The following is a 22,314-nucleotide window of genomic DNA, read 5'->3' on the forward strand; positions in this document are numbered from 1 at the left end:
AGAGTTGCGCCGCAATTACGTGATATAGATCACAAGTAAGGCATCATCGTGAAGGCATAGGGCCTTCCACCGGTCGGCGGTAAGCAGTATCGACCTGTCTGGACAACCTGACAGAGGTACCACCAAGGATGACGGTTTTCTTTCGACACAGTAAGCATTTGCTCGCCTCCCTGGCGCTATTCAGCGTACTGGGGCTGATGCTCGCTATGCGTCCCACCCCCTCCGCCATGGAGCGTGTTATCGCCCGTGGAGAGCTGGTGGTGCTAACCCGTCCATCCAACACCACCTATTATGAAGACCAGCATGGCTTCACCGGCATGGAGTACGAGCTGGCCAAGGGCTTTGCCGACAGCCTGGGCGTGGAACTGCGTATCCTGGAATCTGACGACCTGTCCTACATTCGCTACGCAATTCGCAAGGGCACAGCAGATATTGCCGCCGCCGGCCTGGTCGCCACTGCAGAGCGCAGCGAAAGCCTGCGCTTCAGCACTCGCTACCAGAACATCGATACCCTGCTGGTGCGCCGCCTGAGCAGCCCGCGAATTACCGACCTGAGCGAGCTGGACGACCAGAAAGTAGCCGTGAGCGCCGGCTCCAGCCACGCCGAGCTGCTGGTCAAGGCACAACTGGACAACCCCGAGCTGACCTTCCAGGAAGTGGAAAACGCCACGCCTGAGCAGCTGCTGGCGCTGGTGGAAGACGGCCAGGTCGACTACACCCTGATCAATTCCAACAGCTACGCTCTGCAACGTGCGCTCTGGCCTGACCTGATTGCCGATTACACCGTCGCCACCGACATGCCGCTGGCCTGGGCCTTTAACCCGAAAGATGACAAAAGCCTGTATATGGAAGCGCAGCGCTACCTGACCCAGGCCAAGGCGGACGGCACCACGGCCAAGCTGGAAGACCGTTTCTACGGGCATGTGGAACAGTTCAACCTGTACGCGGCACGCAGCTTCATGCGTCACCTGGACGACCGCCTGCCGCTGTATGAAGGGCTGTTCAAGGAAGCCGAAGACAGCAGCGGCTTTGACTGGCGCCTGCTGGCCGCCCTGGCTTACCAGGAGTCTCTGTGGGATCCCCAGGCCATCTCCCCCACCGGGGTCAAGGGCCTGATGATGCTCACCAACGATACCGCTCGCCAGATGGGCATCAGCGACCGCACCGATCCGTCACAGAGCATCAGTGCCGGCGCCGCCTACCTGCGCCGCACCCATGCGCGGATTCCCGACCGCATTCCCGAACCCAGCCGCACCTGGATGGCGCTGGCCGCCTACAACGTGGGCTTTGGTCATCTGGAAGATGCCCGCGTGCTGACCCAACGCCAGGGCGGCGACCCGGACAACTGGCAGGACGTGAAACAGCGCCTGCCACTGCTGGGCAAATCCGCCTACGCGGACCAGCTTCGCTACGGCAACGCCCGGGGCGGCCAGGCGGTGGTTTACGTGCGCCATATCCGTCGCTATTACGACCTGCTGGTGTGGGCGGAAAATTCCCGACGCCGCGATAACACTCTCATCGCGCTGAATTAAGAGGCAACAACGAGGCACGCGTAACGCAACCCTGCCGGATGCTGCACTTCGAAACGCGCTGTTCTCAACCCGCTACTTTGTCGTCGCAGAGTGAGTCATCTCAGAGTCGTCTCAGAACAACCCTGGCTGACTCACCTGCTGCCCCAACGACAACGGTGCAAGCCACGGCAAACGTTCCGCCAGCATGTCGTGCCACAAGGTAGCCAGGGCCAGCGCATCACCATTATCCGGCATGTGAATAAACACATAAGGCTGCTTGCCCGCTTCGATCCAGCACATCACCCGCTCAACCCAGGGCGCCAGAAAGAGCCGGTTGGCCTGCAAATCCGGGTGGCCCACATACCGAATCACCGGCGCCGCCTCACCCGGCAACATATGTACCGGCAACCTTGGCTTCTTGCGCTGGGCCTCCCGTGTAGCCGGGTCCTCTGCACTGGCGGCAAACAACGCCCGGCTATCAAAACAAACCCGCGCAAGGTTGCGTTCCAGCAAGCCACGATTAAGCGCCCTTTCCACTTCGCCCTTGGCGAAAAAATCCCGGTGACGCACCTCGACCGTACAATCCAGCGATGCCGGCAACGCCTCTAGAAACCGCCACAGATCCGCCAGATTCGATGGACCGAAGGCCGCAGGCAATTGCAGCAGGAATGGACCCAGCACATCGTTCAGCGGAGCCAGTCTGTCCACAAATGCCCTTACCGGCTCCTTGCCGCCCCGCAACAAATCATCGTGGGTAATCTGCCGGGGAAACTTGAACAGGAACCGGAACCCCGCCGGTACCTGGGCGCGCCATTGCTCACACTGACCGGGCGAGGGCGTGGCATAAAAAGACGTATTGCCCTCGACCGCATTGAACACCCGGCTATAACGCCCCAAGGGGCTGTTGCCAGCAGGCAAGCGCCCATCCCAGGCAGGATGCTGCCACTGCGGGCACCCCAGAAAATAAGGCGGCTTCATGCAACACCGGAGTAGAAATGGTGCTCCCGGAGAACCCTGCGCACCTGTTCTACGCGGGCATTACTGAGCTGGCGATAGTCAGGGTAAGGCGTTAACAGCAAGCGCCTTTGCGGGTCCACAGCAATCTCCGGAGCACCGTGCAATGGCCGGGCACGGTGCCGCAAGCCGGCAAAGCGCAGCAGGTTTTCCTTGCCACCGATCCAGTGCCAGCAAGGCCTCTGAGCCAACACCGGCGCGAAACACAGCGCCGCCTCCTGAAACAGCGCTTGATCCCGATAGCGCCGCCAATCCTCCGCCACCGGGCACGCCACCTTGGCCAGCAGATTCAGGATCTTTCGCCAGTGATTGGAATTGGCCGCCACCAAGGCGCCCACATCCGGGACCATTCCCATGGGCCGGTGGGGCAGATACAGCATCAGTTCTGGCCAGGCAGCCCCCAGGTAATCCGAGTCAGGCATTGCAACAACCCCCTCCTGCTTGAGATGTTCATATTCTACCGGGCGCGATACTGAAGGAGCGAAAACGAAAAAGGGCCTGCCGCACCGCTGCGACAAGCCCTTTTCGTTTGCATCTGGTAGGCACGAGTGGATTCGAACCACCGACCCCCACCATGTCAAGGTGGTGCTCTAACCAACTGAGCTACGTGCCTAAAGAGGGTGGCAATTCTATGCAGCTTGACCCGTCAGGGCAAGACCCTCGTTGCAGATTGATGGCCATCCCGCAAATGGCATTATCCCAACGCCGTATTACTTGCGGCGGCGCGAGCCCCAGGCGGTTTCAATCTGACGTGCGCGGGTAATGGATTCTTCCACCAAGTCCGACTGATGCTCGGCAAACTCGCGAATAATCTCCAGGGCCGACCGCACATCACGGCGGAAAATGGTTTCCACCAACGCCTTGAAGAACGACAGGCACTCCTTGATTTCATCCGGCTCCAGATGCAGGGCCATAAAATAAGCCCGCTGCATAGCCGGCTGCATATTGATCAGCACATCTTCCACGAAGACATTGCGGGCGAACGGATAGACATGTTCCAGAAAGCGAAAGCTGAGGGTAAAGAAAACATCGTGGTCGCGCTCCTCCGCTGCCACTTGCAAACCGTGAACCAGCTCAATGAACGAATCCAGATCTTCTTCGCGCACCACCTTAATGGCTTTGCGAATCACCAGCCCCAGCAACACCTGCATGACTTCATACAGGCTGCGCACATGGGCTTCGGACATCTCTTTCACCACCGCACCCCGGCGCGGCAAAATGTCGATCAGCTGGCGACGTTGCAAAATCAGTAGCGCCTCACGCACAGATCCCCGGCTGACATCCAGCTCCCCTGCCACACGCAGTTCCTGAATGCGATCACCGGCCAACATGTCGCCATGGATGATTTGCTGAGCGAGATGCTGGGCAATTTGCTCAGAGAGGCTTTCCTTCGCTTTGAAGCTCACCGAACCCCCGGTACTTGTTGAACAATCCAATTAGGCTTGTCCGACTATAGTACACAAGAAAGCCACCACCAAGTGCTGGATTTGCCAACCATCCCCCGCCAGTATCAAATGCATCAGTGCCATACTGATCCAGCCACAGCACGGATTCACCCACAACAAGAACTGTGACCACACCCAATACCGGGCGGAGCTGCATGAACAAGGAATTGATCACCCAGTTACCCAGAGTTGAGCAACTGTTCGACCACTATGCGGAGCGTTTTGGCAAACAACAGACGGCATACCGCAACCATGTCTACCGGCTGGTAAACCTGGTCATGGCGCAACGTCCCGTCAATGACGAAGAGCTCGGCAAGCTGCAAGTCGCCGCCTTTTTCCATGATGCCGGCATCTGGTTGGCTGGCACCTTTGACTATTTACAACCCTCAGCCCGGCTCGCTGAACACTACCTTCAGAAAGAAGGCCTGGAAGATTGGAGCCAGGACGTGCGCACCATGATCATGAACCACCACAAAGTTAGCCGCTTCAGCCGCAACCATCTGGACCTCACCGAAGTGTTCCGCCGGGCCGACTGGGTTGATGTGAGCCTGGGGCTGCTGCGTTTCGGCATTCCCATGGCGCGGATCCGCTTGATCAAACGGGGCTTCCCCAATGCGGGCTTTCATCCGCTACTGCTCAAGCTGAGCGGCCAGCAATTGCTCAGCCAACCCTGGCGCCCCCTACCCATGCTCAAACGATAAACAGGCCCCACCAGAACCGTAGCGCACCGCCAGGAAAGTTACTCACAGCTTCTGTGGATAACTCTGTGCATAGACTGTCAGGAACTGCCGCCACCGCCTGCCGTGCCTGCCGTGTCATTAGAATGATGAAAAAATGGCCATAATATTAAGCTCTTTAAAATCAATAACTTACAAATACGCACTGCAAATCAATAGCTTAGCCCCCAACGTTCACGCATCGGGTGAAATCAGCATGTTCGCTGTGCAAAACTGTTGCCCGGGAACAGGGCATAATCGGAAAAAGCAAGAGAAAGGCGCAGCCGATTAACGAAAAACGGCACGGCAGCAAGAGAAAGTAACCAGAACGAGAAAAGCCGCTCGATAAGCGGCTTTTCCACAAAACGGTGATGTCAGGCTCAAGCTTGAGCAATCAGCGGCGCAGACTGAAACTCACCCCCAGCACGACCACCGGCTCGATATCCAGATCATACCGATCGCGCTCTTCCTCACTATCGCAAGCCCTGATGCCACGGTACTCGTCGCACTCCAGCGCTTCCAGCACGCCCACCGCCGCGCTCACGGTCCAGCGCGAGTACGGTTTCACCCACTGGTGGCCCAGCTCAACGCCAGCGCCCAGCCGCTCATAGTGGCGCTCGCCGCCCAGGTCGCCCGCCATCAGGCCCGTGTAGAACCCCTTTTCTGACATCAACCCGCGTTCCATCTTGTGGCGCCAGCCTGCTACCCAGCGGAACTCTTCCGTATCCAGGCCACTGGAATCCACATAATAGGCAGGCATGCCGTAGAAACTGTTCTTTTCGGTAGCCCATTCGAGGTTCAGCCCGACCAGACCATTGAGATAGCCGATACCGATCAGGGCATCGTCCGCCGCCGCCGACAGAGGCAGCAACGCAAGGAAGGAAAGCAGCCAGCGACGCATGGCAAACTCCAGTTTATTGTTGTTATATCGGGCAAGCCCCGGCAAAGAGCCTGTATTTTTCACAACCGCCTGGCCGATTACAAGCGCCAAGGCGTCCCCCGTAGCCGGCGCAAACGCCGGTCAGGGGAAATTCAGCGTGGATCAGAGCGGAATTTTATCGATACTGTCCGCGGTCCCATCAATGGCTCCGTCGACCTTTTCCAGCGCTTCATCAGCGGCATTACCCGCCACCGGGATAATCGACAGCACCGCCCCAACCACGGAACCGGCAGCCCCCACTAAACGCATGGGCGTGGTCGCCAGCTTGGTGAGGAAACAGCCACTGAGAACGGCGGCCAACAGGCCAATAACGGCCAGACGCATTACGGATTTCATACCTTCTCCTTTTTTCTACTTATTATTGGGAGCCTGCCGGCACCGGTCGGCCCGGCAAGCGCCTGTCATTGATCAGTACTCGAACGTCATCCCCAGACGCTTGCCCACTTCTTCGTAGGCTTCTACCACGCCACCCAACCCCTGGCGGAAACGGTCCTTGTCCAGTTTTTCGCGGGTGTTCTTGTCCCACAGGCGACAACCGTCCGGGCTGAATTCATCGCCCAGCAGCACTTCACCATTAAACACGCCAAATTCCAGCTTGTAATCCACCAGCAGCATTTCACCGTCCAGGAACAGCTGCTTGAGCACATCGTTCACCTGGAAGGTAAGCACCTTCATCTGCGCCACCTGTTCATCGGTGGCCCAGCCAAAGCTCTGAATATGGAAATCATTGACCATGGGATCCCCCAGGTCATCATCCTTGAGGAAGAATTCAAAGGTGGGCGGGTTCAGCTCCAGCCCTTCTTCCACACCCAGACGACGACAGATAGAGCCCGCGGCGATGTTACGCACCACACACTCTACCGGGATCATGTCCATCTTCTTGACCAGAGATTCCGTGGCGGACAGGGTTTTCTCGAAGTGGCAGGGAATGCCCGCCGCCTTCAGCTTTTCCATGATGGCCGCGTTAAACTGATTGTTCACCGCTCCCTTGCGCGCCAACGCCTCCTTTTTCTTGCCGTCGAAGGCTGAGGTGTCGTCACGAAACAGCATGATCAGCTTGTCCGCGTCATCGGTGGTGTACACAGACTTGGCTTTGCCGGCATACAACTCGTCGCGTTTTTCCATGGAAAGGCCTATTACTCAGGTCAGTATTAATGTACTTGCAGCCAGTCAAACCCTTCCGTCTGGCTGGCAACGCCAATTCGTTCACGCCCCTGGGTAATCACCCGTTCGACCGCATCCAGTGCGTGCCGGGACGTGTTGTTCTGTTCACTCAAGTGCGACAGCACCAAATGTTGCAGGCGATCCACATTGGCCTGGCGCAGCAATGCCGCCGCCTGATCGTTGCTCAGATGCCCTAACATACCACCCACACGCCGTTTCAACGATGACGGATACGGGCCAGACGCCAGCAACTGCGGGTCGTGATTGCATTCCAGCACCAGTGCATCACATTCCCGGTAGGCATCCACCACGTGGGGAGTAATCGCGCCCAGGTCCGTCAGTACCCCCACAGTGCGCTGCTGCCAGGAAAAACGGTACTGGCAAGGTTCGCGGGCATCGTGGGGCACCAGCACCGGCAGTATTTCCATGGCTCCCAGGCTGAATGTGCGGCCGGGGCGGATTTCCTGCCAGTCGGCACCTTTCAGGGTAGCGCGCTTGTCATGCACAGCGCTGGCCGTGCCAAAGGAGCTGTATACCGGGCATCCCACCTTGCGGGCCAGCGCCCCGGCGCTGCGAATATGATCACCGTGTTCATGGGTGACCAGAATCGCGCTGAGCTGTGCCGCCGTCAGGCCCAACCTCCCCAGCCGCGCCTCGGTTTCTTTCACCGTGAAACCGCAATCGATCAGCACCAGGGTATCGTCAGCCTGCACCAGCGTGGCATTGCCTTTACTGCCACTACCCAGTGACGCCAGCTGCATTAATCGAGCTCGTCGTAGATTCGCTCGAGAATGGCCAGCCCCGGGGTTTTCTCCACCAGCGCGGTGCCTTTCTCGTTCAGGACCGCCACCTGGATACCGTTGGTGGTGTGGCTCAGTTTCAGCTGTGCTTCACGGGCACCCAACTCATATCGTTCAGGAACCTTAAGATAAAAGATGCCCACTTCACGATCGCGGTCACCCACCTTTAAATCGGTTTTCTTCAGGGCATCGCCCACATATTCCCACGCCCAGGCGTAGCGGGTGGACATCATGATGATCGGGTAGCCGTTGCCGTCACGGCCCAGCAGCGCCTTGGCCGACTCCCCTTCCGGAGCCGGCTCATCGTTTTCCTTGTCCGGCGCATTCCCCAGCACCACCAGTTGCGGTGGGCGTGGCGGCTCGAAGCGGTCTTCATCTTCACGGGGAGCGGTCAACCGTTCATCCAGCCTCGGCACCGCATAGAGCGGCTGCTCACCAATAAAGACATCACCTTCCGGGACCTTTATCGGATCCGTCACGTCCGCTTTACGGTATTCCAGGCTGCTGTCCGGCAACCAGCTACACCCGGTCACCAGCAGGGCGAGCGCAAGGGGGGCAAGCAACGCCGCTTTCTTCATTTAACCTCCAGCAGGCCGCATTGGCGCATGGTTTCACGCAACCGCGGCTGGGCCGCTTCTGACAGCGACACCAGCGGCAGCCGGATGCCTGCGTCAATCAGCCCCATTTCAAACAGTGCCCATTTCACCGGGATCGGATTCGCTTCAATAAACAGATCACGGTGCAGGGGTTCCAGTTCCGCATTCAGTGCACGGGCTTTATCAGCATCCCCGGCCAGAGCCGCCTCACACATGGCAGCCATTTTCGCCGGCGCCACATTGGCAGTCACAGAAATATCGCCATGGCCGCCAGCCAGGATAAAGTCCAGGGCGGTGGCATCGTCGCCGGAGTAAAGCATGAAGTCGTCACCACAACGCTCACGGATCTCGCGGGCCCGCTCCAGGTTCCCGGTGGCTTCCTTGATGCCAACGATGTTAGGCACCTTGCTCAAACGCTCCACGGTTTCCGGCAGCAGGTCGCAGGACGTGCGGCCGGGCACGTTATACAGGATCTGGGGGATATCCACGGCACGAGCCACTGCCAGAAAGTGCTGATACAGACCTTCCTGAGGAGGCTTGTTGTAGTAAGGCGTCACCAGCAGACAGGCATCCGCGCCATCGCGTTTGGCGTCGCGAGTCAGGCGAATGGCTTCTTCGGTATTGTTGGCGCCGGTACCGGCAATCACCGGAATCCGCCCCTTGGCCAGCGCCACCACTTCACGGATCACACTGTCATGCTCTTCAAAACCGAGCGTGGCGGATTCACCCGTGGTGCCCACAGCCACGATGGCGTGGGTGCCCTGCTCTACATGCCAGTTAACCAGCGAGCGCAAACGCTCCCAGTCCACGGACCCATCTGCACGCATGGGGGTCACCAAGGCCACTATGCTGCCGCGAATCATGACTGTCTCCTGTTCTGCGCAAACACTATGCGCCAATTAACCGCGACGCTTCCTGCCAGCAGGCGCTATCGTCGACCGAAGGGCGCTATGGTAAACCTCGCCCCCAAGGCGGACAAGACGCGAGTCCTTCGTTTCCCCCTGCAAAAGCAAGAGGAAGCGAAAAACGGCAACGCCTTGAGGGCCCAGTGTTAAGACCTCCCACACCGGCAAGTGTTCAGTACTGGATGAACTGGGTAGACTGATTGGCCACACACGCCCCTGCAGAGGGCGAATGCAGCCCGGCATACCGATGTCTATCCCCCGGTATCGCAGGGCCATAAACAGATGGCCACCACTGATGGAGAGCAGCCATGGACCAGTTGATTGTCATTTCTGCCCTGGGCACGGACCGGCCCGGCATAGTGCAGGCCCTGTCCAAAGCCGTGCTGGAATATGATGGCAGCATCATGGATTCGCGCATGACGGTGCTGGGCGGCGAATTTGCCGTACTGATGCTGGTCGCCGGCAACGCGACCACCCTGGACAACCTGGAAGCCGGGCAGCAGCAGCTATCCGAACAACTGGACCTGCTGATCACGCTCAAGCGCACCCGCGCCCCGGATGCTCGCCCTGCCGCCCTGCCCTATGAGGTAGAGGTCGTCGCCATGGACAACCCCGGCATCGTCCATGAAATCGCCAATTTCTTTTCCGCGCGAAATATCAATATTGATGATTTGCATACCGGCACCTACGCTGCGCCCCATACCGGCACCCGCATGTTCAGCCTGCAGCTGGTCCTGAGCATGAGCGCGGAGCACTCCGTGGCCCAGTTGCGCGATGCGTTCCTGGACTTCTGCGAAGCACGCAACCTGGACGCCACCATGACGCCGAAGCGTTAAAATCTGCAGCACGCTTCACGCAGCAAGCAACACGGAAAAATCATCAACACCATGAAAGAGAACAGGACAACTATGGCACACCCCAAGATTGGCAATCTGGCCCCCAACTTCAAACTGCCGGATCAGGACGGCAACCTGATTGAATTGCGGTCCTTCAGGGACAAGAACCCGGTGGTGATTTTTTTCTACCCCAAAGCCCTCACCCCGGGCTGCACCACCCAGGCCTGCGGCATTCGCGACACCAAAGCCGAGCTGGAAAAGCGGGGCGTGGTTGTGTTCGGCATCAGCCCGGATGCCGTTGCTCGCCTGCCCAAGTTTATAGACAAGCATGAGCTGAACTTCACCTTGCTATCCGACGAAGATCACGCCACCGCTGAGAAATACGGATGCTGGGGCATGAAAAAATTCATGGGCAAGGAGTTCATGGGGCTCATCCGTACCACCTTTATCATCGGCAAGAATGGCAAACTGCTGAAGGTGATGGACAAATTCAAAACCAAGTCCCATCACGACGATCTGCTAGCAGAACTGGATGCGCTAGAGATTTAAAGCGACGTTACCAGTAAAAAAGGGGCGACTTGCGCCCCTTTTTTGTCTCACGCCTCTGGCTGCGCCTCCTGCTTACCAGGAGAATAATCTGCCTGCCGGGGCCAGGCGTTGATCACCGCCTTGATCAGCGTGGCCAGCGGGATGGCGAAGAACACTCCCCACAGCCCCCATAACCCACCGAACAACAAAATCGCGGTAATAATCGCCACCGGGTGCAGGTTCACCGCCTCGGAAAACAGCAGCGGCACCAGAATATTGCCGTCAATGAACTGGATAATGCCGTACACGATCATCACCAGGGCGAAATCCCCGCCCCAGCCGAACTGCACATAGGCCACCGCCGCCACCGGCAAGGTCACCACGGTGGCGCCAATATACGGCACCACCACCGAGAGTCCCACCAGCACCGACAACAGCACTGCGTAATTCATGTCCAACAGCACAAAGGCAATAAAGGTTGCCCCGCCTACCAGCAGAATCTCAATCGCCTTGCCCCGCACATAGTTGGCAATCTGGCCGTCCATTTCCTGCCATACATGGGACAGGATCCGCCGCTTGCTGGGCAGAAACCCCAGCATCCAGTTCACCAGCGTTTCCCGGTCCTTCAGAAAGAAGAACACCAGCAACGGCACCAACACCAGAAACACCATGATTTCCACCAGGTTCGGGATCGACGCCAGCGACAGGGTCAACACCCCTTGCCCGGCTTCCGCCACTTCCCGCTGAATCACCGCAACAATGGAATTCACCTGTTCCATGGAAATGATTTCCGGGTAATGCGCCGGCAACCCCCGCAACCAGATTTCCCCATTCTTGAGCACATGGGGCAACTGATCCTGAACCAGCAGCACCAGCTGCCGCCAGACCATGGGCAATAACACGACCAACGTGGCAATCAACAGCCCCATAAACAGCGTGAACACCAGCCCCACTGCCAGCATGCGTTTCACGCCCCGGCGCTCCAGCGCCCCCACCAGCCCCTGCATCAGGTAAGCGACCACCATGGCCGTGAACACCGGGGCCAGCATGCCGCCGAAGAACGCGATGGTCAGGCCAATGCCCAGTAGCAGGACAACCAGATACACCGCTTCTTCATCCGAGAAGTAGTTATCGGCCCAGTTTCTCAATATGCGTAGCATCAAGGCTCCTGTGTGCCGCAGCGGATAACAAAACAGTAGCGGCCTTTGCTTTCCTGCATGCGAACTAGCTCATGACAGGATTGTCTCAGATAGGCAGGGATATCACTGGCTGAGCCGGTGTCCGTGGCGATCACTTCCAGTACTTGCCCGGCGCGGAGTTGCCGTAACGCCTGCCGGGTTTTCAATAACGGCAGCGGGCATTGTAATGTGGAGGCATCCACATGGAGATCAACCATTTGTTTGGATACAGGGTTTTCAGTCATTGTAATCGCTTCATTCATCGCCGCCCTGACGGCATTATAGTCACAAGCCGGGCATTGAATCAGTGCCCGCATAGCGATACCCGGAATTTCATGACCCGTTACTCGTCGCTGGACGGAGCCACAACTTGTTGACGCTGTTTTTACGTACTTTTTTGCTGTTCGGCTGCTGCTGGCTGGCAAGCCCGTCTGCCGCCGATGACAACCTGCCGGTACTCGGGGATCCCACTGCCGCGCTAATGTCTGCCGACCAGGAATACCGCCTGGGTCGGGCCTGGCTGCGCGGCCTGCGCGGGCAGACGTCCATCATGTCCGACCCCATGGTGCAGGAATACGTGGAAAGCCTGGTCTACCGCCTGGCCTCCTACAGCGACCTGAAAGAACCGAACCTGGATATCGTGGTCATCAACAGCCGCCAGATTAACGCCTTCGCGGTACCCGGCGGCGTCATCGGTCTCAACGCCGGCCTATTCCTGAATGCGGACAGCGAAGACGAAGTGGCCGGAGTGGTTGCCCACGAAATTGCCCACGTGAGCCAGCGGCACTTTGCTCGCCGCTACCTGGATTCGAAAAAAATGAACACCGCCGTGCTGGCCGCCATGCTGGCCAGCCTGGCCGTGGCCATCGCCGGTGACGGTGAAGCCGGCATGGCCGGTATCGCTGCGACTCAGGCCGGCGCCATTCAGGCCCAACTGGCCTACTCTCGCCAGAATGAACGCGAAGCCGACCGGGTAGGCATGCAGACCCTGGCCGCCTCAGGCATGGACCCGAGCGCCATGCCGCGTTTTTTCGAGCGCATGCACGATAGCCAGCGTTTCTCTGGCGATCCGCCGGAGTTCCTGCTCACTCACCCGGTGACCGAAAGCCGTATTGCCGACAGTCGGGCGCGGGCACGCACCCTGCCACCGGCACGGTTATCCATATCCACCGGTTTTCTGCTGGCTCAGGCGCGGCTCAAGGCGGGGTTTATTACCTCTGACGATCAGGCCATTGAATACTTCAAACGCTACAGCAATGAGCGCAGTGCGCTGGGCCTGCAGGCGGCGCGTTATGGCCTGGCACTGAGCTACCTGCGCGCCAATCACTATGATCAGGCCCGCGAGCTGATGCAGGGGCTGGCCGATCAGTACCCGGACGAGCTCTGGTTCCGTCTGGGTCTGGCGGAAGTGGCACTGGATGAAGGCAACTACCCACTGACCATTAAAGAAACCGAGTGGGTACAGCGAATTTCTCCGGACAATTACGCCGCATCCATCCTGCAAAGCAAGGCCTACCTGCGTAGCAAACAACCGGAAAAGGCCCTGCCGCTACTTAAACCGCTGGTCCATGAACACGCCAATGACCCGCACATCTGGGACCTGGTTGCCGATGCCTACGGCAATAGCGGGGATACCGTGCGCGCCCTGCATGCCCGTGCGGAAAGCCAATTCCTGCGTGGCAACGATCCCAAGGCGCAGCAACAAATGCGTTACGCCCTGCGTGATGCAGAAAACGACTTCGCCCTGTACAGCAAGCTGAACGGGCGATTGCGGGAAATGAAGCGATTGTCCGAAGAGGAATTCTGAGCGAAGGGCGAGGATCCGCTGGGCTTTCGCCTGCCCCAACTCGCTCACCCCGTACCGGCCTGACACCACAACCTGTTACCCTGATCGCCTGTCAGGCCCGAGCCACTGTTATCCTTTCAATGATTGACCGAAATCCAGCATGCGGTTCAACGGCACCATGGCTTTCTCTGCCAGGCCCTCGTTCACAAAGATTTCCTGGCCCATGCCGTTTTCATCTTCCAGCACTGCCAGCATGTTCTGCAGGCCATTCATCGCCATCCATGGGCAATGGGCGCAACTGCGGCAGGTTGCCCCGGAACCGGCGGTCGGTGCTTCAAGGAAGGTTTTGCCCGGCGCCAGTTGCTGCATCTTGTAGAAGATGCCCTTGTCTGTCGCGACAATAAAGGCCTCGTTATCCATCTCGCAAGCGGCCTTGATCAGCTGCGACGTAGAACCCACCACATCCGCCATTGCCACTACCGAGGCCGGCGATTCCGGATGCACCAGAATGGCAGCGTCCGGGTACGCCGCTTTAAGATCATGCAGGCCTTTGGCCTTGAACTCTTCGTGCACAATGCACGCACCATCCCAGCACAGTACATCAGCGCCGGATTTGTCGCGCACATAGCCGCCCAAATGCTTATCCGGTGCCCACAGGATTTTCTCACCGTTGCTGTCAAGATGCTCAATCAGCTCCACCGCGATGGATGAGGTAACCACCCAATCGGCCCGGGCTTTCACGGCAGCGGATGTATTGGCGTAAACCACCACGGTGCGGTCCGGGTGCTCATCGCAAAAAGCGGAAAACTCGTCTTCCGGGCAACCAATATCCAGGGAGCAGGTCGCTTCCAGCGTCGGCATGAAGACGCGCTTTTCCGGACTGAGAATCTTGGCGGTCTCACCCATGAACTTGACCCCGGCCACAATCAGCGTGGACGCGGGATGGTCTTTACCGAAACGGGCCATTTCCAGGGAATCGGACACACAGCCGCCGGTCTCTTCCGCCAGCGACTGAATTTCAGGGTCTGTGTAGTAATGCGCCACCAGCACCGCATCGCGCTGACGCAACAGCGCCTTGATCCGGTCTCGATAGGATGCTCGCTGCTCATCACTGAGCGTATCGTCCGGCTCTACCTTGGCCAGGTGCGCCTGAACCCGTGCTTGTGCCTCTGCAGTCATTGCCTTACCGCCCGGGGTTTCCCCCTGATATCAACAACTTATAAAGTTAATACGAAAAATAAGGCGGGCATAATACCACAACATCAAGGAACCGCTGAATCACGGTCAATGACTCGCCCTGCAGTGACTAAAATGGGCGCGCCGGCGCCGCTTTTCAAGCCTGCAAGGAGGGCCGATAGGCAGGGCCTGCGGCCACCAGGTGTACCGTGCTGATGGCGCGCTCCAGGAAGGCCCCCTCGCAGTAGCACAGATAGTACTCCCACATGCGCACGAACCGCTCATCAAAGCCCAGCTCACGAATGCGAGACAGCGCACCGTGAAAACGTTGCCGCCAGTGATTCAAAGTCAGGGCGTAATCATGGCCGATGTCGTGCAGCTCCGTGGCCACCAGGCGAGTATGGCGGGTCAGGTTGTCGCACATCACCGACACACTGGGCAGAAAACCTCCCGGGAAGATATAGCGCTTGATAAAATCCACCTGTTTGAGCGCATAGTCATAACGCTGATCCGGCACGGTGATTGCCTGAATCAACAGCAGCCCCTCCGGCTTCAGGCGCTTGCCCAGCACATCAAAATAACCGGGCAAAAATTCCGCCCCCACTGCTTCAATCATTTCCACCGATACCACCCGGTCGTACTGGCCGGTCAATTCCCGGTAATCGTTTTCCAGAATGGTAATACGATCACCCAGCCCCGCATCAGCAACCTGCGCCCGGGCATAACGGGCCTGCTCACGGGAAATGGTTGTGGTGGTAACCGTGACGCCATAATGCTGCGCCGCATGCAGGGCCAGCCCCCCCCAACCCGTGCCGATTTCCAGCAACGTCATGCCTGGCTGTAATTGCAGGCGCTGACAAATCAAATCCAGCTTGTGCACAGACGCGTCTTCCAGAGAGGCTTCCGGGTGGGGAAATACCGCACTGGAATACATCATGGTACGGTCCAGAAACAGGCTGAAAAAATCGTTACCCAGATCGTAGTGGGCAGAAATATTTCTGCGCGATCCCTGCAGAGAATTTCGATTGTAGCGATGCAGCATCTTCAGCGCCGGCTTGGACAGGGAAGCAAAGCCCCCTTCCAGGGCTTGCATGGCATCCACATTGGCCGCGAAATAGCGAATCACCTTGACCAGGTCCGGGCTGGACCAACCTTCTTCCATAAAGGCTTCCGCCGCTCCCAGCGCTCCACCACTCATCATCATGCCGTAGGTGCGCCAGTCCGCCAGAACAATGTGTCCCGGGTCGTGAGACTGAGCACTATTGCCCAACATCACCGTATTGCCATCCGGCTCATCGATACGCAAACCGCCATGGGGCAGTTTCGCCAGCTGATTCAACACCAGTGTACGCGCCACCGACTGCGGCCAACTCAGTGTGCCGGCCTGGTCACCTTTATTGTCAGAGGCTTTATCGCCAGACAGCATGTGTCTCACTCCCTGTTTCCTTCATCTTCATCGTATTCAGCGCGTTAATCGCGCTTGCCAGCGGGGTGGCCATGGAAGACCGCACCCTTGCGCCACAGTTTGAAGGCCTGCCAGTAGATACGTTTCAGCGTGGCCAACCCCTGTGCACCAAACCGGAAAACCCCCTTGCCCATCGCGGCCGAATCCGGCGCAAATAATTGCAATTTCAGGCCGGCCTTGAAGACGGGAGTCTGATCGTCCCGGTCTTCCAACCCTATTCGCAAATTGGGTAAGGCAACGTGAAGAGACCAGTGGTATTGCAGCAACATGGGCAGGAACGGCGAGACATGAAACGCCTTGGGATGATCAACCACCAGCGCGCCGTTATCGCGACGCGAAAATGTGAGGGGATAAAAGTGACGTTCACGCCAGGGCGTATTCTGCACCTCGGCAATCATGCTGTCGGGCTGGCTTTGCCCTTCCGGAAAATGCAGGTACAACACCAGCGGATTAAACAGGGAACCAAAGGTACGCCACTGCCCCAGCATAAAGGTCTGCCCGCGGGACCAATCCAGCCCCAGAGTGAGTGCTTTTTCGCGCACTTTTGTCGCCAACGGAACACAACGGCCATCCAGGTAATCCCGGTCACGAAACGTCACCGGTCGCCATGCCCGCCCCCAGGCCCAGTGCTGTCCCAACAGCACATCGATTTTTTCCAGGTCGCACCAGACCATCCACAGCGGGTAATCAAAACCGTGAGTAAACGGTTTCAGCCGCTGATGCCAGACTCGCCCCTTGGCAATGGCGCAAGGCGTTACCCCTTGCTCAGCCGGCGCCTTCATTACGCAGCACTCCCTGCCCGGGCTCTGGCAGCAATGCCATCCACCACGTTCAGCGCAGACACCACGCCATCTTCATGAAAGCCATTGCGACACCAGGCACCGGCAAACCAGGTAGCCCGTTTACCGTTTTCTTTCAATAACTGCTCGCGGGCGGCCACGGTTTGCGGCGTAAATAGCGGGTGCGCAAAACGGTAACGCGCCAGGATTTTGTTTTCATCAATGCGATCCGTGGCATTGAGCGTTACACAGAACGTTTCCGGGGCGTTAATGCCCTGCAGAATATTCATGTTGTAGGTCACCTGAACCCGTTCCTGATCCTGCTCGAAAAGCAAGGCATTCCAGCTGGACCAGACCCGCTCGCGACGCGGTAAAAGCCGGGTATCGGTGTGCAAGACCACCTCATTGTCCTGATAACCCAATTGCGACAAGGTACGCTTTTCCCGTTCATCCGGATCACCCAGCAACGCCAGCGCCTGATCGCTGTGGCAAGCCAGCACCACTTGATCAAAGTGCTGCTCTTGGCCCTGCACCGTTACGTAGACACCTTGATCATCTCGACGCACCCCCTGTACCGGGGTGCCGGTATGAAAGGTGGCTTCGCAACCGTCTACCAACGGCTGCACATATTGGTTGGAGCCACCGGGAACCACAAACCACTGTGGGCGATCATTGAGCGACAGCAGGCCATGGTTCTGGAAAAACTGAATGAAGAACCGGGCAGGAAACACTTCCATCTGCTCCAGGGAACAGGACCAGATAGCCCCGCCCATGGCCAGAATGTAGTCCCGGGAAAAACGCTCGCCGTAACCGTTGTCGCGCAAATATTTCCCCAGAGGAATGTCTCCCTCTACGCTATTGAGCAAGGCCGGTGCCTGCTTGTTGAATCGCAAAATGTCACGAATAAAGCGCCAGTGTGAGGGGCTGAACAGATTGCGTTTCTGGGCAAACATGCCGCCCAGCCCATCACCACAGTATTCCAGCCCATTCTTCTGGTCACTCACCGCAAAGCCCATGGGCGTCGGCTGACCTTGCATGCCCAACGCATCGAGCAGGCGCAGATAGTTCGGGTAGGTGCGATCATTGAAGACGATAAACCCCACATCAATCGCGTATTCCCCGTGGGGCCGGGAAACCGGCACCGTACAGGTGTGGCCGCCCAGATAGTCATTGGCTTCAAACACCTCGACCTGGTGCCCGACTTTCGACAAATACCAGGCGGCGGTCAGCCCGCTGATACCGGCACCGACAATGGCAATACGCTGACTCATGCTTTTCCCTTTCTGTTGTTATCCGTGTTGTTATCCATAGCCGAGCTCATCGATTGCTCCTGATCAAACTGCGTCTTGGCCGCCTTGAACGCGGTGGTCACCCGCTCACGCACCCCGGCATGGGGCACGATGGGTGGCGGATAATCCGGCGCCAGTAACGGTTGCTTCCAGGGTTCATGGATTTGCTTGCTATCCAGGCCACGCAATTCAGGCACCCAGCGGCCAATGAAACCGCCCTCACTATCAAAGCGCTGCCCCTGGCGCACCGGGTTGAAGACCCGAAAATAGGGCACCGCATCCGTGCCCGCCGACGCGCTCCACTGCCAACCACCGTTGTTGGCGGCAAAATCCCCATCCATCAGGTGCTCCATGAAGAAGGCTTCTCCCCAACGCCAGTCCAGCCAAAGATGCTTGCTGAGAAACATGGCTGTCACCATGCGCAGCCGGTTATGCATCCAGCCGGTGGCAACCAGCTGACGCATGGCCGCATCCACCAGTGGGTAACCGGTGCGCCCTTCGCACCAGGCCGCGAAGCGTTCGTCATCCTGGTCCCATTGCAGCAGGTCGGTTTCGGGGCGGAATGCCTGGCCGCGACTGACACGGGGAAACTGCGCCATGATCTGACGGTAGAAATCCCGCCAGGCCAGTTCGCCGATCCAGCACGCGGCACCATCACGGCTCCCCGCATCCGCCATCGCCTCACTCGCGGCCCGGTAACAGCTGGCCACGGACAAGGTCCCGGCGGATAACGCCGCCGACAAACCACTGGTCGCGCCCAGATCCGGAAAGTCCCGCTGACGCCGATACCCCGCCAGGTTCTGCTCCACAAACCGGTCGAGCTGCTGCCATGCAGCGTCTTCTCCGGGTGACCACTGCTGCCTTAATGCCTCAGGGACACTCAGCGCCTTCAGTGCGTTGGCGACCACCGAAGCGCCAGCAAAGTCGCCATGGTCATCACATTCTGACGGGGGGGGCGTCACCGCCGGGTGATGATCAGCCATCCACACATCCCACCGCTTCTTGTAGGCACCAAACACCGTATAGGGCGTCCCTTTACCCGTACGCAATGCAGCAGGCGGCACCAGCACTCCGTCATCAAATCCCTGCAGGGAAACGCCCTGCCCGCGCAACCGTTCCGCCACCGCCTTGTCGCGCTGTTTTTCGTTCAGGGGATACTCACGGTTGCAGTACAGATGTGTCACCCCGTGATCCCGCGCAAACTGCGCCAGCGCCTCCGGCACCGCGTCAAAGGTATCGACCTCCAACACATGCAGGTCAACGCCTCGCCGGGCCAGTGATTCGCCCAGCTCACGCAGACTTTCCAGCACATACCAGCGCCGTAACGGAGCCACCTGGTGGCGATCCCACTGGACCGGACACAGACAGTACACAGCCAGTGTCCGTGTCTCTGCTCCTGACGATTCCGACAATGCGGCCTGCAAGGGCGAATGCGCCGCCACACGCAGGTCATTGCGATACCAGACCAGATTCATGTCGTACTCCAGGTGTGTTGTAGCCGATCCAGCTCGCTCAGCAGCGCTTGCCGGCGGCCGGTGAGCAGCGACACTTCTGCCGGCAATGGCAGCTGAGAAACATCCATCCCCCAGCACGCTTCGGCAAGGCCGCGGGCGGACGCAACGCCCATTTGCTGGCGCTCTGCCGCCGTCGGCCAGCGGTCCAGCACCCACAGCACCCCGCCACCGCGCTCGGCCAGCCCGTCGAGGATGCCGCGCGACTCCCCGGCAGAGAGGGTCGCCCCCAAACACCAGAGTGGACGATTCAAGACCATCGCCAACTCCAGGGCCGGCAAGCTATTACCCACCGGAATCAGCAGCCACCCTGGTTGCCGTCGCCTTGGTGCCAGCGACAACGCCCGCGACGACCACTTGGCCATCAACACGCTATCCAGCATCGCCAGTAACCCGCCCAACGACGGCGTGCCCGCCAGCCGTGCCCGCATGGGATCACAAAACTGCTCCAGCACCAGTGCGTGGCTGTAATCGTTCAACAGCCCGTTGAGCAACTGCTCCAGACGGCGGGTATTGAGCGATTCCAGCGCCGCCATGGCCTCAGTCGCCGCCTCGTGCCAGGGGCCGGCATCCTGATCACAGGGGGCGCTGATGGCGGTGTCCGGCTGATCCAGCAAGCCCGTTACCTGACTGATCGGCACCCCTCGCTCCAGCCACTGCTGAATCTGCTCGATACGGGCCATATCTGCTTCGCTGTAACGCCGGTGCCCCTTCTCCGTCCGGTCAGGGGACAGCAAGCCATAACGGCGCTCCCAGGCACGCAGAGTGACCGCCGGTATACCACAGCTCATGCTGACCTGTTGAATGCTGAGGCCACCGGTTTGCGGGGCTCGCAGGGAGGAAACGCTCACCGACTCACTCATACCCGATTTCTCAGGCCCAGCGGGTCGGGATAGGGGGAGAGATAACGCTGCTGAGCCAGATAAGGCTGATCCGTTTTGCGCAGCGCGCCACGCAACAACGTCATGGGCACCACCAGGGGCACCTCTTCACGCAGGTAAGCGTCAATCTGTTCGTTGATCAGTGCCCGGTCCGCCTCGCCCAGATCCTGACGCAGGAACCCGGCCAGGTGTTGCAGGGTATTCACGTGCGCACCGCGGGAGACCCGCTTCTTCATGGCGGTCATGACCGCCTGGATATAATCCCCGGCAATGTCCGCCAATGGGCGCGCCTTCATATCCGCCAGCATGGGCCCCAGCTCCCGGTAGGTTTTCTGGCAATGGGCCAGTAACTGGAATTTGTGCCGGCTGTGGAAAGCAATCAGCTGTTGGGCAGTGAGCCCCCGCTCTACCATCTGACACCAGTCGTCGTACAAAAAAACGCGCTCAATGAAATTCTCCCGCAAGGTCGCATCATTCAATCGCCCTTCTTCTTCCAGCGGCATCAGCGGGTAGCGCTCGGCCAGCGCCGCCGCAAACAGGCCGCTGGCATCACGGCGCTGCACATTGCCGGCAGCGTTATAAACACGGATTCGCTCCATGCCACAGCTGGGGGATTTGGCCATCAGGATATAACCGCGCAGGGGAGCCAGAGACGGCAACGTACGGTCAATGAAATCCTGCATCAGCGCGGTACAGTCACGCTCGCCATCCGTGGTCAGCAAACGCAGCGCCTCGCTGCCCGGCTCCTGTTCTGCCTGGGCAGGCTCGACAAGATGCATGGCTTTGCGTGGCGCCGGCATGCCCGCCCCCATTTCGGGGCACAGCGAGCGAAATTCAAAGTACGACGACAGTACCTCGGTACAGTAGCGGGAATGCTTGTGCCCCTTGTCATGACGCACCTCCAGGCCCATCAGACAGGCACTGATCCCCACCGGAATACGCAACCCGGGCAATGTCGACAACGGTGATGATGATTGAGCACTGTCCATGGAGCGACCTCACTGGTTTCGGGAAAGAGCATCACGATGCATAGGCCCTTTCAGGTTGTACACAAAGAAAATCTTGTACAACTTTAACCTGTCACTCTGTCAACGACCTGTGAACGCGGCTATCCATCTATCCATCACGTGCCTGCAAGACAACAATCACAAAGGTGCAATCGCCGAGCCCTATGCTTATACTTCCCGCAACACTGACATTATGGACAGTATAATGCGTATTCTTGTCTGCGGTGGCCGCGATTTTGACAACCATGCCCTGCTGGAACAGACCCTCTGCCGCCTGCACCGGGATGACACCCTGAGCCTGTTGATTCACGGCAACGCCAGCGGCGCCGACCGTCTGGCAGGCCAGTGGGCCCACAACCACGGCATCGACCAGGTGAGCTACCCCGCCAACTGGAAAGCCCACGGCCGGGCCGCCGGCCCCATGCGCAACCGCCGCATGCTGCATCATGGTCGCCCTCAGGGCGTCATCGCCTTTCCTGGCGGGCGTGGCACTGCACACATGGTGGAGCTGGCCGAGCAGGCAGGACTACCCGTGTGGAAGCCCGCGGAGGAACACGACAACCGCCTGTTTCAACGCACTGGCGAACTGCAGCGCTGATCGATCGCTGTCGAACGGAACATCGGAGGGAGAGAAGCCGGGAGGCTGAAACGAAAAAGGGCCCGCCGTAGGCGAGCCCTTTTGAATATATGGTGGGTCGTGCTGGATTCGAACCAGCGACCAATTGGTTAAAAGCCAACTGCTCTACCAACTGAGCTAACGACCCGCTCCCGAAGGAGGCGCAAATAA

The 22,314-nt window shown here is 58.8% G+C and carries 24 protein-coding genes and 2 tRNA genes; 6 read left to right on the forward strand and 20 right to left on the reverse strand.

What is annotated here, in order from left to right; all coding sequences use genetic code 11:
• Positions 1–128 precede the first annotated feature (128 nt).
• Positions 129–1,532 carry a membrane-bound lytic murein transglycosylase MltF gene (mltF, locus tag CL546_RS11560; protein ID WP_290495117.1) on the forward strand — a complete coding sequence of 468 codons (1,404 nt, stop codon included), beginning with the start codon at positions 129–131 and terminating at the stop codon, positions 1,530–1,532.
• A gap of 111 nt (positions 1,533–1,643) precedes the next feature.
• Here the strand turns inward: mltF and CL546_RS11565 are convergent, their stop codons facing one another.
• The 4 genes from CL546_RS11565 to CL546_RS11580 form a co-directional block, all read right to left on the reverse strand.
• On the reverse strand, positions 1,644–2,489 hold the full coding sequence (locus tag CL546_RS11565; RefSeq protein WP_290495119.1) for a DUF72 domain-containing protein: 846 nt from the start codon (positions 2,487–2,489) through the stop codon (positions 1,644–1,646).
• Positions 2,486–2,947, reverse strand: coding sequence for a DUF6942 family protein (locus CL546_RS11570; protein WP_290495120.1), 462 nt, complete (start codon positions 2,945–2,947; stop codon positions 2,486–2,488). The genes CL546_RS11565 and CL546_RS11570 overlap by 4 nt, the downstream gene beginning before the upstream one ends.
• 114 nt (positions 2,948–3,061) lie before the next feature.
• A tRNA-Val gene (locus CL546_RS11575) sits at positions 3,062–3,138 on the reverse strand.
• Between the two features lie 97 nt (positions 3,139–3,235).
• On the reverse strand, positions 3,236–3,931 hold the full coding sequence (locus CL546_RS11580) for a GntR family transcriptional regulator (protein WP_063521337.1): 696 nt from the start codon (positions 3,929–3,931) through the stop codon (positions 3,236–3,238).
• A gap of 194 nt (positions 3,932–4,125) precedes the next feature.
• Here CL546_RS11580 and CL546_RS11585 point away from each other — a divergent pair, with 194 nt between their 5' ends.
• Positions 4,126–4,671, forward strand: a complete 546-nt coding sequence (locus tag CL546_RS11585) for a hypothetical protein (protein WP_290495123.1) — start codon at positions 4,126–4,128, stop codon at positions 4,669–4,671.
• Between the two features lie 409 nt (positions 4,672–5,080).
• Here CL546_RS11585 and CL546_RS11590 read toward each other — a convergent pair whose 3' ends face one another.
• The 6 genes from CL546_RS11590 to dapA form a co-directional block, all read right to left on the reverse strand.
• Positions 5,081–5,587 carry a hypothetical protein gene (locus CL546_RS11590; RefSeq protein ID WP_290495124.1) on the reverse strand — a complete coding sequence of 169 codons (507 nt, stop codon included), beginning with the start codon at positions 5,585–5,587 and terminating at the stop codon, positions 5,081–5,083.
• 141 nt (positions 5,588–5,728) lie between these two features.
• Complete coding sequence (locus CL546_RS11595) at positions 5,729–5,962, reverse strand: DUF6726 family protein (protein ID WP_007149847.1); 234 nt, start codon at positions 5,960–5,962, stop codon at positions 5,729–5,731.
• Between the two features lie 72 nt (positions 5,963–6,034).
• Positions 6,035–6,751, reverse strand: coding sequence for a phosphoribosylaminoimidazolesuccinocarboxamide synthase (purC, locus tag CL546_RS11600; protein WP_007149062.1), 717 nt, complete (start codon positions 6,749–6,751; stop codon positions 6,035–6,037).
• A 26-nt stretch (positions 6,752–6,777) separates the two neighbouring features.
• Positions 6,778–7,551, reverse strand: a complete 774-nt coding sequence (locus CL546_RS11605) for an MBL fold metallo-hydrolase (RefSeq protein WP_290495126.1) — start codon at positions 7,549–7,551, stop codon at positions 6,778–6,780.
• Positions 7,551–8,168: an outer membrane protein assembly factor BamC gene (gene bamC / locus CL546_RS11610; RefSeq protein WP_290495128.1), complete on the reverse strand. Its 618-nt coding sequence runs from the start codon at positions 8,166–8,168 to the stop codon at positions 7,551–7,553. The genes CL546_RS11605 and bamC overlap by 1 nt, the downstream gene beginning before the upstream one ends.
• The gene (gene dapA / locus CL546_RS11615; protein ID WP_039926965.1) at positions 8,165–9,049 is read right to left on the reverse strand and encodes a 4-hydroxy-tetrahydrodipicolinate synthase; all 885 of its coding nucleotides are present in this window, start codon (positions 9,047–9,049) and stop codon (positions 8,165–8,167) included. Before dapA ends, bamC begins: the two co-directional genes overlap by 4 nt.
• Before the next feature lie 350 nt (positions 9,050–9,399).
• Between dapA and CL546_RS11620 the strand changes: the two genes are divergently transcribed.
• Both CL546_RS11620 and bcp read left to right on the forward strand, forming a co-directional pair.
• On the forward strand, positions 9,400–9,927 hold the full coding sequence (locus CL546_RS11620) for a glycine cleavage system transcriptional repressor (protein ID WP_155133983.1): 528 nt from the start codon (positions 9,400–9,402) through the stop codon (positions 9,925–9,927).
• Between the two features lie 72 nt (positions 9,928–9,999).
• A complete protein-coding gene (gene bcp / locus CL546_RS11625; RefSeq protein ID WP_290495131.1) occupies positions 10,000–10,476 on the forward strand; it encodes a thioredoxin-dependent thiol peroxidase in 477 nt (158 codons plus the stop codon).
• A gap of 47 nt (positions 10,477–10,523) precedes the next feature.
• Here the strand turns inward: bcp and CL546_RS11630 are convergent, their stop codons facing one another.
• Positions 10,524–11,615 (reverse strand): AI-2E family transporter, encoded by a 1,092-nt coding sequence (locus CL546_RS11630; RefSeq protein WP_290495133.1) that lies wholly within the window; start codon positions 11,613–11,615, stop codon positions 10,524–10,526.
• Positions 11,615–11,878 (reverse strand): sulfurtransferase TusA family protein, encoded by a 264-nt coding sequence (locus tag CL546_RS11635; RefSeq protein WP_463671041.1) that lies wholly within the window; start codon positions 11,876–11,878, stop codon positions 11,615–11,617. Before CL546_RS11635 ends, CL546_RS11630 begins: the two co-directional genes overlap by 1 nt.
• Before the next feature lie 125 nt (positions 11,879–12,003).
• On the opposite strand from CL546_RS11635, the gene CL546_RS11640 reads away from it, so the two are divergent.
• The gene (locus CL546_RS11640; protein WP_290495135.1) at positions 12,004–13,440 is read left to right on the forward strand and encodes a M48 family metalloprotease; all 1,437 of its coding nucleotides are present in this window, start codon (positions 12,004–12,006) and stop codon (positions 13,438–13,440) included.
• Between the two features lie 108 nt (positions 13,441–13,548).
• Here CL546_RS11640 and nadA read toward each other — a convergent pair whose 3' ends face one another.
• From nadA to CL546_RS11675, 7 genes are all read right to left on the reverse strand, one after another.
• The gene (gene nadA / locus CL546_RS11645) at positions 13,549–14,598 is read right to left on the reverse strand and encodes a quinolinate synthase NadA (RefSeq protein ID WP_290495137.1); all 1,050 of its coding nucleotides are present in this window, start codon (positions 14,596–14,598) and stop codon (positions 13,549–13,551) included.
• Positions 14,599–14,752: 154 nt separating this feature from the next.
• Positions 14,753–16,021, reverse strand: a complete 1,269-nt coding sequence (locus tag CL546_RS11650; protein WP_290495157.1) for an SAM-dependent methyltransferase — start codon at positions 16,019–16,021, stop codon at positions 14,753–14,755.
• A gap of 44 nt (positions 16,022–16,065) precedes the next feature.
• Positions 16,066–16,842, reverse strand: coding sequence for a DUF1365 domain-containing protein (locus CL546_RS11655; protein ID WP_290495139.1), 777 nt, complete (start codon positions 16,840–16,842; stop codon positions 16,066–16,068).
• A complete protein-coding gene (locus CL546_RS11660) occupies positions 16,842–18,110 on the reverse strand; it encodes an NAD(P)/FAD-dependent oxidoreductase (RefSeq protein WP_290495141.1) in 1,269 nt (422 codons plus the stop codon). The genes CL546_RS11655 and CL546_RS11660 overlap by 1 nt, the downstream gene beginning before the upstream one ends.
• Complete coding sequence (locus tag CL546_RS11665) at positions 18,107–19,603, reverse strand: cryptochrome/photolyase family protein (protein ID WP_290495143.1); 1,497 nt, start codon at positions 19,601–19,603, stop codon at positions 18,107–18,109. Before CL546_RS11665 ends, CL546_RS11660 begins: the two co-directional genes overlap by 4 nt.
• Positions 19,600–20,502, reverse strand: coding sequence for a MerR family transcriptional regulator (locus CL546_RS11670; RefSeq protein WP_290495145.1), 903 nt, complete (start codon positions 20,500–20,502; stop codon positions 19,600–19,602). Before CL546_RS11670 ends, CL546_RS11665 begins: the two co-directional genes overlap by 4 nt.
• Complete coding sequence (locus tag CL546_RS11675; RefSeq protein WP_290495147.1) at positions 20,499–21,509, reverse strand: YbgA family protein; 1,011 nt, start codon at positions 21,507–21,509, stop codon at positions 20,499–20,501. The genes CL546_RS11670 and CL546_RS11675 overlap by 4 nt, the downstream gene beginning before the upstream one ends.
• Before the next feature lie 223 nt (positions 21,510–21,732).
• Between CL546_RS11675 and CL546_RS11680 the strand changes: the two genes are divergently transcribed.
• Positions 21,733–22,125 carry a DUF2493 domain-containing protein gene (locus CL546_RS11680; RefSeq protein WP_290495149.1) on the forward strand — a complete coding sequence of 131 codons (393 nt, stop codon included), beginning with the start codon at positions 21,733–21,735 and terminating at the stop codon, positions 22,123–22,125.
• A 90-nt stretch (positions 22,126–22,215) separates the two neighbouring features.
• Here CL546_RS11680 and CL546_RS11685 read toward each other — a convergent pair.
• A tRNA-Lys gene (locus tag CL546_RS11685) sits at positions 22,216–22,291 on the reverse strand.
• Between the last annotated feature and the right edge of the window lie 23 nt (positions 22,292–22,314).

Origin of the sequence: Alcanivorax sp. (assembly GCF_002726155.1) — a bacterium.
In the GTDB taxonomy this organism is placed as follows: domain Bacteria; phylum Pseudomonadota; class Gammaproteobacteria; order Pseudomonadales; family Alcanivoracaceae; genus Alcanivorax.